General features: G+C 31.3%; 12 protein-coding genes. 6 read left to right on the top strand and 6 right to left on the bottom strand.

The genetic code is table 11. The features are described 5' to 3' along the window. Positions 1 to 54: 54 nt before the first annotated feature. The 3 genes from B0A65_RS13070 to xseA form a co-directional block, all read right to left on the bottom strand. Positions 55 to 303: a hypothetical protein gene (locus tag B0A65_RS13070; RefSeq protein ID WP_074662109.1), complete on the bottom strand. Its 249-nt coding sequence runs from the start codon at positions 301 to 303 to the stop codon at positions 55 to 57. 331 nt (positions 304 to 634) lie between these two features. Then, complete coding sequence (gene xseB / locus B0A65_RS13075; RefSeq protein ID WP_394335683.1) at positions 635 to 844, bottom strand: exodeoxyribonuclease VII small subunit; 210 nt, start codon at positions 842 to 844, stop codon at positions 635 to 637. Continuing rightward, complete coding sequence (gene xseA, locus B0A65_RS13080; RefSeq protein ID WP_074662112.1) at positions 819 to 2255, bottom strand: exodeoxyribonuclease VII large subunit; 1437 nt, start codon at positions 2253 to 2255, stop codon at positions 819 to 821. The genes xseB and xseA overlap by 26 nt, the downstream gene beginning before the upstream one ends. 300 nt (positions 2256 to 2555) lie before the next feature. Between xseA and B0A65_RS13085 the strand changes: the two genes are divergently transcribed. From B0A65_RS13085 to B0A65_RS13110, 6 genes are all read left to right on the top strand, one after another. Continuing rightward, positions 2556 to 2948, top strand: coding sequence for a single-stranded DNA-binding protein (locus B0A65_RS13085; RefSeq protein WP_074662116.1), 393 nt, complete (start codon positions 2556 to 2558; stop codon positions 2946 to 2948). A gap of 46 nt (positions 2949 to 2994) precedes the next feature. Further along, positions 2995 to 3354, top strand: a complete 360-nt coding sequence (locus B0A65_RS13090) for a DUF7222 domain-containing protein (protein ID WP_074662388.1) — start codon at positions 2995 to 2997, stop codon at positions 3352 to 3354. A 28-nt stretch (positions 3355 to 3382) separates the two neighbouring features. Next, complete coding sequence (locus B0A65_RS13095; RefSeq protein WP_074662120.1) at positions 3383 to 3763, top strand: PcfK-like family protein; 381 nt, start codon at positions 3383 to 3385, stop codon at positions 3761 to 3763. Beyond that, positions 3760 to 5070, top strand: coding sequence for a PcfJ domain-containing protein (locus B0A65_RS13100; RefSeq protein ID WP_074662123.1), 1311 nt, complete (start codon positions 3760 to 3762; stop codon positions 5068 to 5070). The genes B0A65_RS13095 and B0A65_RS13100 overlap by 4 nt, the downstream gene beginning before the upstream one ends. Before the next feature lie 232 nt (positions 5071 to 5302). After that, positions 5303 to 6376, top strand: a complete 1074-nt coding sequence (locus tag B0A65_RS13105) for a hypothetical protein (RefSeq protein ID WP_074662127.1) — start codon at positions 5303 to 5305, stop codon at positions 6374 to 6376. A 187-nt stretch (positions 6377 to 6563) separates the two neighbouring features. Continuing rightward, positions 6564 to 10685 (top strand): NACHT domain-containing protein, encoded by a 4122-nt coding sequence (locus B0A65_RS13110; protein ID WP_074662130.1) that lies wholly within the window; start codon positions 6564 to 6566, stop codon positions 10683 to 10685. A gap of 216 nt (positions 10686 to 10901) precedes the next feature. On the opposite strand, the gene B0A65_RS13115 is transcribed toward B0A65_RS13110, so the two are convergent. The 3 genes from B0A65_RS13115 to B0A65_RS13125 are packed head-to-tail and all read right to left on the bottom strand — an operon-like array spanning position 10902 to position 15185. Next, positions 10902 to 13052: a hypothetical protein gene (locus B0A65_RS13115; protein WP_074662133.1), complete on the bottom strand. Its 2151-nt coding sequence runs from the start codon at positions 13050 to 13052 to the stop codon at positions 10902 to 10904. Between the two features lie 7 nt (positions 13053 to 13059). After that, positions 13060 to 14211, bottom strand: coding sequence for a hypothetical protein (locus B0A65_RS13120; RefSeq protein ID WP_074662136.1), 1152 nt, complete (start codon positions 14209 to 14211; stop codon positions 13060 to 13062). Beyond that, complete coding sequence (locus tag B0A65_RS13125; RefSeq protein ID WP_123890343.1) at positions 14211 to 15185, bottom strand: putative phage abortive infection protein; 975 nt, start codon at positions 15183 to 15185, stop codon at positions 14211 to 14213. Before B0A65_RS13125 ends, B0A65_RS13120 begins: the two co-directional genes overlap by 1 nt. Positions 15186 to 15378 lie beyond the last annotated feature (193 nt).

Consider the following 15378-nt stretch of genomic DNA (forward strand, 5'->3'; position numbering starts at 1 on the left):
TGAAAGGTGACTTTTCATATTTTTTTTTCGAATTTCAAATCCGACAAGCAATGATTACTTATAAATTGATACGCTGTCAGTGAGGTTTTCTTTGGCAATAAATGCAGTGATAAATTCTTGTACTTCACCAGCCGTTCCCATTTCAATATCAAAAGAATTGATATGAAATTCATCATCCTGATCCAGAATATGTATGATCTCTGTGTAGCCCTTTGAGATCAGACTTCCTTTTAATTTAATAATATTTGACTGCTGCCTGCCGTCCAGTTCTTTTCGAACCTTAAGCTTCATCCCCTTTTCCATTGCAATTAATTTAAATAATATTGATGCTGTTTGATATCAAATATAAAAATTATTTAATGATATCTAATTCAAGATTCAATAAAATATATTGGTACTTTCATTACCAATCCTAGAGGCTATCAGCTTGTTATTTCTAAAAACAGGACAGCTTTATTCTAATTATTATGGAATAAAAAGACAAAAAAAATCCCATTATATTCTAATGGGACTTATAAAGTAAGAGGCATATATAAATTGAATATCAAAATTTTTAATTTTAAGTATTCCTGTTTATTCGGTTTATACATCTTCATAACGAAGAAACCTTTTGTCTATTATATACCTTCCCTTATTAGTTCTCAGGATTCTCCATCCTGCTTATGATTTTATTAACTTCCGCTTCTGTGTTTTTAAGCTTGGTCTGGCAGAACTCAATAAGCTCTGATGCCCTTTTTACCTTTGAAGCCAATTCGTCAACTGATATTTCTTCGTTTTCTATTTCTTTTGATATGGCTGTCAGCTCGGACTTTGCCGCCTCATAGGTCAGTTTCTCTTCCATCATATTGTATTTTTTCTTTAACGGTACTTTTAAGTTTAGCGTCTTTTAGGATCACTTCTATCTCCTGCCCTGCCTCTATATTTTCGGCGCTGCTGATAATTTTTTCATTTACCTTCACAATAGCATAACCTTTGCGAAGGATATTATTCGGGGACATCATTTGAATACTTTTCTGGTGGTAGTCCAAAGTGAGCTTCTCATGGCGAAGATACTCACTCGCTGTATTCTTTATACTATTTTTTATATTCACTAAATCATTTTTATTCTGCTGTATCAGCATTTTAGGGCTCTGTGCCAGCTGATGTACAGTTAAAATAAGTCTCTTTTGGTGTTCATACAATACTGACTTGGCATTGCTTATAATCCGATGATTAGTTCGGGTCAGCTCTTCCCCATGCATCTGTATGAGTTCTTTTGTATAACGAGTAATGTCGTTCTTGAGCTCGCTTAGTTCTTTGTAATGGACATGAAAAAGTTTCTGTGATTTTATGATTATATTTTGCTGCAGTGAGAATATTTCAAGCTCAAAACTTCGGTTATGTGCAATGATAAACTCAGCCGCCTTGGTTGGTGTTTTGGTATTCGTATGTGCCATCAGGTCCGTTATACTTACATTTTTCTGGTGTCCTATACCCGTTATGACCGGAATGGGAAACTTGGCTACTGCCCTTCCAATATTGTAATTGTCAAAAATCAGAAAATCAGACTGTGAGCCTCCTCCCCTGTTAATCACAACAGCATCATACGCTATCCCTGTATTATAAATTTCAATGAGTTTATTTAAGAATAATTTTGCATTGTTATCCCCCTGCACGACGGTATAATAGTCATCAATCTGGAAAACATATCCAAAATTATTATGCTGCATCGTGTGCCGGAAATCCTCATTCCCTGCCGAGCTGCTCGAAGATATAACAGCTATCCTCTGAATTACGACAGGAAGCTGTAGCCTGCTGTTATACGTCGAGTAACCATCTCCTTCTTTTTGGATATACTCATTTTCTCTGACCAGGCGCTCAAGGGTAGCATTTCGCTGCTGCTCGAGTATTCCCAGCATAAAATTACTGTCGATATCCAGCACACTAACTGATAAACCGTACAAAGGATGATAATCCACGCTCACCTGAACTAGGACATGAAGGTTGTTGGTAAAGGTTTGTCCTGTATTTTTTTCAAACTCCTCAATACGAATAGCTCCTCCTCCCCATGATTTTCCCATCATCTTAGCTGTAATGGCGTTACCATTCTGCGCCTTCTCCACCAGCTCAAAGTAATGAATCTTTTTATCGGCTTTAAAGGAATGATTGGTGATATCGGCAAGTACCCAGAAACGCTGTCCTTCAAAACGCGAGCTAATCGTGTCATGGATCATATCATTTAGCGCTGATAGTCTGATATACTGCTGGGGTTCCATTGATCGGGATTTCTTACTGCCTGCTAAGGTACAAATATTAGGACGGAATCTCAAAAAGGCTAAAAAAGGACAGTTTTATTTTCATTCAAAACGGGTTAAAAGGGCAGCTAAAGTAGTGTCCGCCGTCACCTGCATGCGCATAACGGCTAGCGCCACCCTTCGGGACTTATAGCACTCCGGCTTCCTTATCCGGACACTTTACTCGTGCTTTCTTTTTTCCCGTTTTTTCTTTTGAAAACAATTTTTGAAAGGCAGGGATGAAGAAATTAAAAAAATCTCTAATCATAAAATTTTTCAATCATGGAAATCACAGGACGTATTACAAAAGATGCCACCGTGCACAAAATTTCAAATGACAAACAGGTTGTTAATTTCTCTATTGCCATAAATGACAGCTACAAGCCAAAAGACAGTAGCGAGTACAAAGAAATTGTAACCTATATCGATTGTTCGTATTGGCTAAACAGCAAATCAGCTGACTATCTAAAAAAAGGCGCTCTTGTTCAGCTTTTTGGTCGAATCGGTCTAAATGTTTACACATCCTCTGACGGAAAGGCTTTAGGCAGTTTGACTTTTCACACGAACAATCTTAAGATTTTGGTTTTTGCCAAAAAAGTACAAACACCTGAAATCACTCCAAATCCTAAAGCACAGCAAAACGGCAAGGATGAACCCGATGACCTCCCATTTTAAATCCTACAAGCCAATATTGAATATCAACGCCAAAAAATCAATAGTTATGAAAGCCTTAGAAAAATCAATTTACAGAGAGTACGCAGTAAGCGCAGAGTTTGACAAGATAATCTTAGCCAACATGGAAGGCTATGATGGAAAAAAGAAGGAACAGCTTAAATCATTCTTGGAAGATATGCAACGTGGTGGCTGTGTTAGCGGTATGATAGGGGAATTTATTTATCACTCTGACTGCAAAGATTTTTACATCAATCATCTTGACGATCTCGAAGATATAAGAAAGGATTTGGAAGATTCCCTTGGGGAACCAATTGCAAACCGTTACGAAAGTCCGCACTACACCTTTATGTGTTGGCTATGCTTTGAGGAATACTGTTTTGACATCTACAGAAACAGTTTTGAGTAAGCACTTTTTCAATCTTAAATCTATCCTTATGAAAGCTTCCGAACAATTTAAAACCGCTATAGAAAATTATCTAAGCGACTTGGCACAAACGGACTTAGTCTTTGCGCCAAACCTCAGTAAAGTATCCAAAAACATCGAAAGCTGTATCAATTATATTTTCGGTGAAGTCAAAAAAACAGGATTATGCGCCTTTGACAATCAGGAAATCTTTGACATGGCTGTCAAATATTACACCGATGACACTATTGTCGCTCCTGCTCCTTTTAGCTGTAAAGTGGTCACAAATCCGCCTGTAGTGGCTGATTTATTCTCGTCCGCTCCCTTAGACACTCCGATTACTCAGTCGAAAACTATAGTAAAACAAGTGACAAAACACGTAGAGAAAACCTTAACACTTTTTGACCTATGAAACCTAAAACCATTATAGAGAAAGAGATAGTTGATTTAAGTGCTACACTTAAGCCTATTAAGACTCAGGTGTATACTTGGGCAGAAAAAAACATTTTCCTTAAATGGGGTGTACTCTCTCGTGGAAAATTCAATTGCCTTGAATGCACCCACTCTTGGAAACCTCAATCTCAAAGCAAATCCTGTGATAAATACATAAAATGTACTGTCTGCGAAGGAAGGCTTAAAATGAAACAATACAATCAGGTTCATTTTAAGGAAATTGAATATTCCGCCGTTTTGGATGTATGTGGCGGATTTCAGGTAGTGCGAATTATCTGTTCGCACAAACACATGAAAAAAAATACAAGTCCAACTTATTTTCACAAGGAAGTAATGCAACATTGGATAAATTTTAAAGGCGAAGTACGTACAATGTCCTTAACTACAAATGTATTTTCAAATGTTTACGATGCATGGCAATATTATTCCCCTCTTGAAATCCGTCCTAGAGATTTTCAGGACTCTCCAAAATTTCGCATTAATCCTTATAAAATTTATCCAAACATCAAAGTTCTGCCTGTACTCAAAAGAAACGGATTTAAAAGTGGTTTTTATAATATCGCTCCGCAGATTTTATTTACTTCACTCTTAAAAGATACAATCACTGAAACGCTTTTAAAGTCATCACAGACTTCACTTCTTTCTTACTACCTTAATGTGCATTATCAGAATATTAAACAGAATTGGCAAGCGGTTAAAACCTGCCTGAAATCTAAGTACCAAATTGAGGATTTTAAAATTTGGGAAGATTATATTGCTCTTCTCAATTGGTTTAAAAAAGACCTCAGCAGTCCCGCTTATGTCTGTCCTATAGATCTCCATGATGCTCATGACAGATTGGTTGTCAAAAAAAGGGAGTTGCAAAGAAAAAAATATCTTTTAAAAATGCGTTCTGAAATCGAGCAAGCACAGGTAAAATATATGAAGGAAAAAAAGCAATTTTTCGGACTTATTTTTAAAGATGAAAACCTAACAATTAGAGTATTGGAAAATGTACAAGATTTCCTCGACGAAGGAGATATTTTGCATCATTGCATTTTCACAAATGAATATTTTAAAAAGAAAGATTCATTGATATTATCTGCAAGAATTGATAATAAACCAATTGAAACACTAGAGGTTTCTCTTTCTAAAATGGAAATTACTCAATGCCATGGTAATAAAAATAGTTATTCACAACATCATAAAGTCATTATGGAACTGATGTGTAAAAACCTTTACCAGATTCGTTCAAGAATGAAAAAGAAAAAAGTAGAAAATTGCTAAAAGCGGAAAAACCGAAGAAATTTCGGTTTTTCCGCTTAGTAATACCCAGACATGTTTATTTCTCCGAGAGGTGAAAAATCATAAAGAGTTCATAAAATAAATATATTGCATCTCGTCAACTTATAAAGTAAACCAAGTATTTTTACCTGATTCCCCTATTTAGGAAATTATTAAATTTGCTCGTCTTAGACATAATTCCCACATCAATCATTTATAGTATACAATCAAAAATATGATACCAAAAGTAACTGGTTTTGCAGGAGATCTTTTTGTCCCTTCAAAGCAATATTTAAAGCTTACAGGCGGATATTCGGACAGGCCCGAATTGAAAGTTTTAGCAACAATTGCAGATTTGTTCTTAGTGCATGATAATGTTAGTATAAGGGCAGATGCATGGACTCTACAAGAATTATATGGGTGCTTTACCAAAAATGAAATGGCAGAAATGCTGGAAAATAAAAGAATAAGTTTCTATCTGCCTCTATACCAAAATGGGTACAAGCAGGATTGGCTTAACCATATTGAAAAACATTTTTCGAAATTTCCCAAACATGTACTAAAAGAAGACATATCTGGTAAAATTATCGCAAAACAGATATCAGACAATCTTTTACAGCCTACAGTTACAGACAATGAATTTTCAATTTTTGAAAACGAAATAAAAGATCTATTTTATAACCACGGAATTCAAAGGGACTCATTTTTTAGTATGGATGTTCAAATTGGGTTCAATCAGGCAATTGACAAAATCCGAGAACTTTGGAATTGTGGACTATTATCAACAACATTCGATGAAGAAGTGCTTTATTATCTCGATGTATGTGATAAAGCTTCATTTCTGAGAGAAAGTAAATTATCCACACCTGTACTCAATAGTGGTTCAGGTAAAATGATAGATAAATTACATAGTTATAAAAATTGTCCTAGTTTAATTAACGTATTAATGGCATCTTCTGATCCGACTAAGAAGATGATAGATATCGTTAATTCTCACGAAGCATCTGATTTAAGAAAGTGGCTTCAGGAAAATATAGAAAAAGATGTTGATGTCAGGGATGCCTATGAAACGACGCTATCAAAACTTCCGTCAAAAAATGAATGGATTGACTGGCTAAGATTTGGTGGTGTCTCAGTGGTAACAACTATAATGGGTACAATGTTGACTTCTGATCCAACATTAGGATTTCTAATCGGTACCGCAGGAGGGGCAATTGACAAGATTTATGGCTCTAGTGCAATTGATGAAACTATGGAGCAATACAATCCTGAAGCGTGGTTTGGATTTATGAAAAATCAGGCTACATAGGGGAGTTTAATCCCAAAATGCACCATTACAAAAGACTTCCTCTTTATCTTAATAATTTCAGAAATTTTAACCTGTAATTAATCCCCAGATTTTCAATGATTGTCTACTATTTTTCAACTCCAAATCAGATCCAAATGATGCTGACTTCCAATAGTATTTTAATATATTTGAGAGAAATTTATTAAATATGTCAAGTCAGGAATTAGGTAGTAGCTTTGAGAAAATTACATTGGATTTTTTTTTGTTTTTATTTAAACAATTAAATATTCAGGTAAATAATAATTGGATACAAAAATCCGGCTATCAGTTTGGATTTGATGTGGGATTTGAAGTTGCTATTTTAAATGATGATTTTTTTAAAAGAGGCATTTTTATCGAGTGCAAAAATTACCATAAATCTAAGCTCGCACAGTCACAATTACATGAAAAATTAATACAATTTGACAGATCTGACTATGATAAAAATAATTCAATATTCATTTTTTTGTCACCAAAAATTGATTTGAACAAATGTACGCAGGATTCAAATCCAAAGCATTTGGAAGATTACTTTAACCAGACTAAGCCATTCAAAACAATCATTTTAACACCTAACAATAATGTTCAGGATATTTTGTCGCTCAATGAGGAAATATTTTGTAAAGTATACGGTGAAACATTTACCAAGCCTGATCTGGACACCCATAATAGTATTTTGGAATACTTTCACAAGTTATTATTTTCTAAAGGTGAAATTCCAAATTTTAGTTCCTTAAAAAAGAGAAAGGAATATTTAGAACAGGCATCTAACCCTAAAAATAAATACTACTTAAAAAGGAAATTAAAAACAAATAAGTTTTCTTTTTCATTCCAGGACAAAAGTCTTTTGGACTTAATCAAAACCAACGACATTGTTTTATTATTAGGAGAACCAGGAAGCGGTAAAACAACTGAGCTTATTAATATTTCCAAATACTTCGAGGAGAAAATTATTGAAAAGGAAATAACACCAATTTTTATTAGCCTGGCAAATATCAATAAATTTAATACATTTCAGGACGTTTTACCAAGTGACTGGAGTTCCAGTCAGAAGATTGTATTGCTGCTTGATGCATTGGATGAATTTGAATTTAAAAGTCAGCTTAATAAACAGATTACAAGTTTACTGACATCTACCGACATTAGTTTCAAAATAGTTATTTCATGCAGGACATATGCTTACGGGGATGAGCTAAAATCATTGAATCCAGCAGTTTTTTATTTAAATGATCTAAGTACGCAGGAAAGTTTCGACTTGTTAAGCAAAAAGTACAAAATTCCTCTGGAAAAATTTGATCAAATCAGCCCTGTAAAGTTTAAAGATGTTCTGGAAGATCCCTTTAAACTTGAAATGCTGGGCAGATACTATAAAAATCATACAGCATTGCCTGTTACACCTTCAGAAATTTTTGAAGATATTAAAGCAGAACTTCCACCGGAGAATTTTGAACTTTATAAAATTTTAGCCCTTGTTTTAGAACTCACAAAAAAGACTTCTGCAGATAAAAAAGAATTGAAAAATCTCTTTGGGATCACTTATAAAAAATTCACAAAGTTAAGCTTCATTGAAAGTTCATTTGACAACAGTAGCTTCAAATTTATTCATAAAAATTATCAGGAATATTTTGCCGCAACAGCTATTAGTGATTTAGATTTTCAACAGATAATTAATTTCATTTCCATTGAAGGAGTTAATAAAACGCACCCGACATTATTCAATACAATTACTTTTTTGATTAATATTTTAAGTAGTGATAAGTATAATTTACTGATCGACTGGCTCTCAACTCACAACCCTGAATTACTAATTAAGGCCGATAAAAATAGGACCGAAAATTTCCGGGTTAAAGTCTTTCAGGAATATTTTAAAACAGAGTGTATTGAAAAAACTTTTTGGATCTCATCTGCAACCTTTTCAGTAAAAGAAATCGCAGAATTTGGTGACTGTGAAGAAAATTTCCATTTTTTGGTTTCAATAATAAACAATAAGGAAAGTCATTTTAGGGTAATCATTTCTGCTCTGGAGCTTTTAAGTTATTTTTCTATTCCAATGGGCAGTAAAGAAAATCTTAAAACAGCTTTTTTAAATTTTCTAAAAGACTCCCAGATCTCAGAAATGATTAAATCCCATATAATAGATTGCATTGCCGATCAAAAGCTTTGCGATCAGGACGAACAATATTTACGAAATATTTTTGACCTTTTTAAAAGTGAAACAAATAAACAAGTAAACAGAGCTCTACTTTCCTTAATTCACTATTATCCGCAAATTGATAGTTTCTTTTGGTACATTAAGGATGAATTTTTAAGGGAAAACGGATACATTGAACGAATTGTTAAGGATGAAGTAATACGAGGAACTAGTTGGATACTGGAAGAACTAATTCTGAGATTTGAAAATCATGCCCATTTCATTGCCCTGATTGAACACTATTTTGACGAGACTAAGGATAACTATAGCAGTAGTGACTTTATAGAAAAAATAATAAAAAGATGTCTATATTTTGAAGATGTCCATAAAGGTTTTATAACTGACCTACTCTCTTACTTTTTTGAAAATGCAAATTTCAGTATCAATGATGATGCTCTTAGGGTTTTGATTTTAAGACTGACTCCGGAGAGTCAATTAAAAGGTTTTAAGTACTTGGCTGATAATATCCATTTCGACAGGATTGGCTATTTCTTAGCCTCTATAGCCGATGAGCAAAATATTAATCTAGCCATTGAAAAATTTGCCGATGGTTCAATTGAAAGTACTAATTTGGACTTATACAGAAATGTAATAGCAAATCACGGGAGAAGAAAACTGGCAGAACATTTTAATAATTCTATGCTCGAGAAAGGCTTTGTCTTTAAGGACGTTCTGTTATCAGAAGAAGAATATGAAACCCGGGTGACAAAATTCAAAAATCTGCCACAAGACAATTTTGATATATTGTTTAACGAAACCAAATTAATTTCAAAAATAAAAACTGTTTTTGCAGAGTATGGTGCTTCAATTGATTCCGCGTTGATAAGAAAAATTCAAACGGATTGGTTTCGTAAAAATGGCGGTGGTAATAAGCTAGATATTTGTATTTCGATATTAAGAAGACTTATACACATTCATGACAAAGCGGTACAATTTAACGATATCACTCACATGCTGAAAGATGATTTTATAATAATTAATGAAATAAAATCCCAAATTCATTCCTCAAACGATACACATAATAAATTTAATATCAGCAGTAGTCAGAAAACATACCTGGACAGCTGGTGCAAAAAAGCCTCACATAAAATTCGCTTCGACAGAATAATAAAGTATGTCAGCAGTGATCGATACGGAGGCCTTGAGGATTATGGCAAACTCAAAGCAATATTATTCTTTGTAACACGATTTGATTTTAACCTTTCGCAGGATTTTCTTTTAAATTGCATCGAATTCATTGACGTAAATAACTCTGACGAAGAAGTTAAAAGACTTGAATGGCTAAAGCTTAAAATCAATAATGACCATCTTTTTAACCAAAGAATTATAGAGAATCTTAATACCAAAAACCTGGTGTTTCTTCCCCTGAATATCCATATTCAATATGCGTTGGACAATAATCTGAGTGCTGCATTTCAAAAAATCAGGGAACATTTTTTGATGCCCGATTACAATTATAATATCGACAAGAAATTAGAGCAGTACATATCCCTGACGGGAGATTATGAACTGCTTAAAAATCTATGTTCAGAAGTTACTAGTCACAAATACTGGTCAGCCATTCAACTGTTAATGAAACTGAAAATAGAGCAAGCTTTCTGTCAACAGAAAGCAGTTGAATACCTTGAAGAAAACATAGAGGATGAAAAGAATTATTATAGTTCAAGTGCTTTGTCGGTCCTGTTTGAACTAAACTCCTTATTTGCAATCAATTACGTTTCTGATTTTTTAAGTAAGGACAAATTACCTTCGCTAAATCAGGTTTCGTATTCGAATTATGATGCTATAGACAATTACGAAATTTTAGGAAATCTTTTGGGTAAACTTAACAAGAGAGAAACTGAAAAGTTAGGCTTTGATGGACTGGAAAATTTTATAGTGACCTATGTTACTAATTTATCAAAAAATAAAGAAAGTTACAATTTAACTCAAGATGAGCTAGGACTTCTAAAATCCATGGCCATAGTACAAAATTCTGATAATGAATTATATCTCATCAATCACCTAATTGACAAATCGAGAAACAGCTACATCAACTCGCAGTCTAAAGCAATGAATTTTAAAGAGGCTTTACAGAAAGTGGAAGAAATTATAAAATAGTTTAAAAGTATATTTTTTCGCCAACACCCGTAAGCATTGAAGTTGAGCATTGCAAAATCATGCTTTTTGATTAACTTTGCCTCATGGATTCTTTCTTGTTATCATTTAGATAATCTATAATTTTAAATAATGCTACGACTTGTTTTAGTATCATTTTTTTTTAGGTGAAAAATTAGTTGCATTATATTTTTAAAAGAATAATATAAATGAATATTTCTAACATGAAATTATTTTCTCATTTATATATTGCAAATAAAACTTCAATATATAATCAGAAGAATACTTGCTAGCTATTAATTTAGAATGCAGCACTTTTAAATGAATTACATCCAAATTAACCCTGTTTAAACATATTGCTAACAAAAATTCATATATTATATTATCTCCTTTACTTAAATCATTAACTAAACCTAAAATTATGTTTAACATTTTTTCACTTGCTTTAAAATCTAAATCATAATTTAACTCTTCTTTAGTGCAGCATCTTAAAAATGTTGCTCTAATAATACTATCATTAAATCGAATAAAATTTTCAGGATCTAAAATATATCTTTCATATAACGTTTGCTTTACCCCTTTTATAAGTCTGTAATTATGAAGGACACTCAAAATTGTAAAATACACTTGTGACTGATTAATATCTTTAGGCAACCATTCTGTATCCTTAAAAAATGCAAAATTTTTGTTTAATTCAAATGATTTCAATTTGATAGAAGGCAAATAAAGTTCATTAATTAACCCATTACCATTTAACACATTTATTCTCTTTTTAAGATATTTAATTAAGGGCAAGCTTCTATCTATATTTAATTGTGAATACTGATCATTCAAAACCTCCTCAATTAACTTTTTCTCTCCCTCCCAAGATAAAGAAGAGCTGTCTTCATTTGGCAGGTAAATTTCTTCAATTGCATAAAAACTATATGTACTAAAGCTATATTCCCCGTAAGTTAAATTTGCCTTTATATTTCGAAGAATAATTTTATCATTACATCGTACAAAACCAGATATAAAATTAATATTTGCGTCTTTAAATTTTCTCAAAAGCATACTACATTTCGAAACTTTTTTACCATTGGAAATGCAGGAAGATATTACATAAAAATTGTATTTGCCGTTTTCATCTAAAGTCTTATCATTTTCGAATTCACTTATTGATTTATTAATTATATTTCTTTTAGATTTTCGTATAATGTAATCCGATAAAGCTTTTGAATTTTCATTATCAATATATATGAAAATTAATTTTGTACTGGGCAGCTTATTAATTACTTGTTTGTGTAGTTTATTTGTAAAATAATTCTCTCCATCTAAAAGTTTAGTAATATCAAAAAACAAATCTCTTTTATTACCTATTGCATTTAAATCATTAAAACAGCTTATAATATTATACTTACCATAGTTACTATGAAATAGATTTACAAAATCCGGAGCATCTTCTTTCGCAAGTAAAAATTTTGAAACCATTGGCTGAGTCGGAATAAATTGTTGATCCTCAAATTTTATAGGGAATATTTTGTGAGGGTATTTTTTTTCAAACTCTTCTTTAGGTAAAGAATAAAAACTTTGATCTATTAACTCGTTTCTTTTATCTTTAAATAAATACTTGTACCGAGGTTTTTTAATTTCATCAAAACTAAACAAAACAATAATATTAGACCAATCAATACCAAATTCAACAATTCTTGTTGGTAATGTTCCATTTATCGAAGTTGATATTATATAGATACTATTTTTAGTTTTATCAAAGTCTTCAGATTTTAAATCCGAGGACGAATAAAATCTAATTTCTGGAATTTTGTAATCCTTGTTTTCTTTAAGTTTGTACAGTAGACTTGAATAAATTAACGAGAAGATAGTTGGAGTATCACAATAAATATAATCAATATTGTTAGTAATATACGGTAGTAATAAAATTGAAATAATACTTATCTCATTACTATTTTTAAACAAATTAGCAATTCTCACAAAGTGTGTAGCGAATTTTCGTGAAGCGACAACAAAATATGATTCGCTACTAGCTTTTAATATACTATCATGTTTTAAAAAAATACCTTTTAAAACTTGTTCTTTGATTTGCTCAATTATTACTTTCTCTTTAATTGCATCAACTGTATTTTCAAATTGAAAATCCCCATTCAAACTATAAGTAATAAAGACTTTTACCGTTGATGAATTAAACCTATCAAAAACACTTTTATCAACATTACTGATTTCTGAATTAAAAATAATGTACGCTATTTCTGGATTAATATTTTCTGACAAATAATCTTTAATAGGGGTATCTATATCTATATTAACCTGCTGTGTAGTAAAGATAATACAACAATTTTGTTGCTTGCTATTTATATAAGATGTTATAAACATTTACAGGCTATTTAAGAGGTATGAAAAAAGTAAACAAAGTTCCCTCATTAAGATATTTCTTGAAATTATAATTTACTTCATTTTCGAAATAGTTATCTAAAACATAATTATTCCCTTCAAATTTATTTTTATTAAAGTCTCTGTACAATTTTAAGCCATTTGTTCGTAGCTTCAAATAACCAGTCTTCTCACTTAATAATTCCATTATTGTATGCAATCCAAAACCTCTTGTATATGGACTCTCTTTTTCAGAGGAATGAAACTTTACTAAGCAATTTTGAATCTCATCATAAACCTCACTAAAGTTTGCAAAATTTTCAATTGCTTTATTTGAGTATTTACTTGCCAAACCACAACCAGAATCGATTACTGATATTTCAACTATATTTGAATAGCCTTGATTTTTTAAATTGGATAAATAAGCAGAGAAAAAATCATCATCTTTCGCACCTTTAACTAATTCTTCTAAATCACCATGATGATTTGATATTAATAAATTTCGCAGGCCATAACCGTCACCTATTTCTTCGTTATTAAAATCAGTTAAAGACCAATAATGAGTGTTTTCAATTAATTCATATACAATCTGGCCTACAACTGGTAAGCTGTCGAGTAATCTATTATCATCTTTATTGGAGAGGTTCTTGGTTTGTATTGAAATTGAAATTAAATAGCTAGCAAGATTCTCGAAATCAGCTTTTGACTTTAATTTACCATTATGATAAAATGCTTTCGGATATGGGTTTAAGGACTTCTGGAGAGCTATGATATAACTATGATCTCCTTTTCCCCAAAAAAGATTTGATTCAATTTCATTTAATTTTCTCTTAATAAAGGGTACAATTTCATTACTAATATTCAATTTATCCAAATTATATATACCTCTATTAAAAGCTAAAGTTATTATTGAAAAATTATAATGTTTATTAACAAAATCATCCAATGCGGAAGATTCAATGGATTTTGTATTCAATATTAATTTACCATTTGATTTTCTAAACCATGTAATAAATAACAATATCAGTTCGCTCTGGATACCAAATTTATTAATTTGTAAATCCTTAGAAATAACTAAATTGACATTCTTGAATTTATTTAATATTTTATAATTCAAATCAATATCTTCAAAACTTATATTTTTTTTTATTTTTATATCCATTAATCAAATATTTTTTCCCCGTTATTATTTAATTCACCTAAATATTCTAAAGGATTAACACTGTAATTTATTAATTGATATGGCAGATTTTTAAGAAATTTATAATCTGTAAAATATCCTCTTTCTACCCAATCAATTCCCATATCTGTAATGCCGTTGAAATACAAGAGAATTAATTCATAATTTGAAAGTTGCGCCCTCAACAATTTAATATATTTATATTTGGTTTTTTCATCAATAATTTCGCAATCTACGATATAGGATACAGTTTGAAACAAATGGCGAAAGTAGTGCCCTAATCTCGAAATATGGCCTTTAAAAGGAATGTAGTGAAAATTATATTCTCTTAATATATTTCGATCATCATAGAAAATAATCTTATTTTCCATTATATGCTCACCTTTATACTTTTCAAGTCTCGTTATTAAATTATCTATATTATCATTAATATTGATATTTTGGTACTTTGCATATAAAATTTCTTTAATATTATTACCTACACCAAAATAAAAAATGTAGTATGAAATCTCATTTAATAGGATCTCTTCTAATTCTTTATCTCTAAAATAATATTCTGTCTCATAATAGATGAATTTAAACTCATCCAACATTCTAGCAAAGCATTTTCTACCACTAATTTTCCCAATACTTATTTCTTCGACATTATTTCTATACAAGCGAATCATTTCATATAATTGACTCTCAAACTGCTGAATTTTAAATTGATATTGAACTTCTTGATTTGCCTTAAATTGCACCCAAAAAGCTAGAAACGTTAATATTGTTGCAGGAACAGCAAAAATTGGGCTTAAAATACCACCTACTGTATCACCAATAATTCCAATGCTTTCCAATTTATCATTAGAATAAAAAACCATTGGCAATATAATTAACACAAAACCAATAACACCTAATATTATATAAAGGATGCTTAATCTTGTACCAAACTTTATTGCTTCATTTTCTTTATTCACAGTACTTATTTTTTTAATTAGACCTTAAATTTTGAAAGAATATTTCTGGTAAATATAATTAAAAGTGTCTCATCTTTTTTTATCTAAACTTACTAAAGTTGATATTATGAATAATTATATTCTTATTTTATCAACTGGAAAAATTGGAATACTGCTAATACCTATTAATCTGTGGCAAATCAACATTATTCAA

The organism is Flavobacterium frigidimaris (genome assembly GCF_002217275.1).
Lineage (GTDB): Bacteria > Bacteroidota > Bacteroidia > Flavobacteriales > Flavobacteriaceae > Flavobacterium > Flavobacterium aquidurense.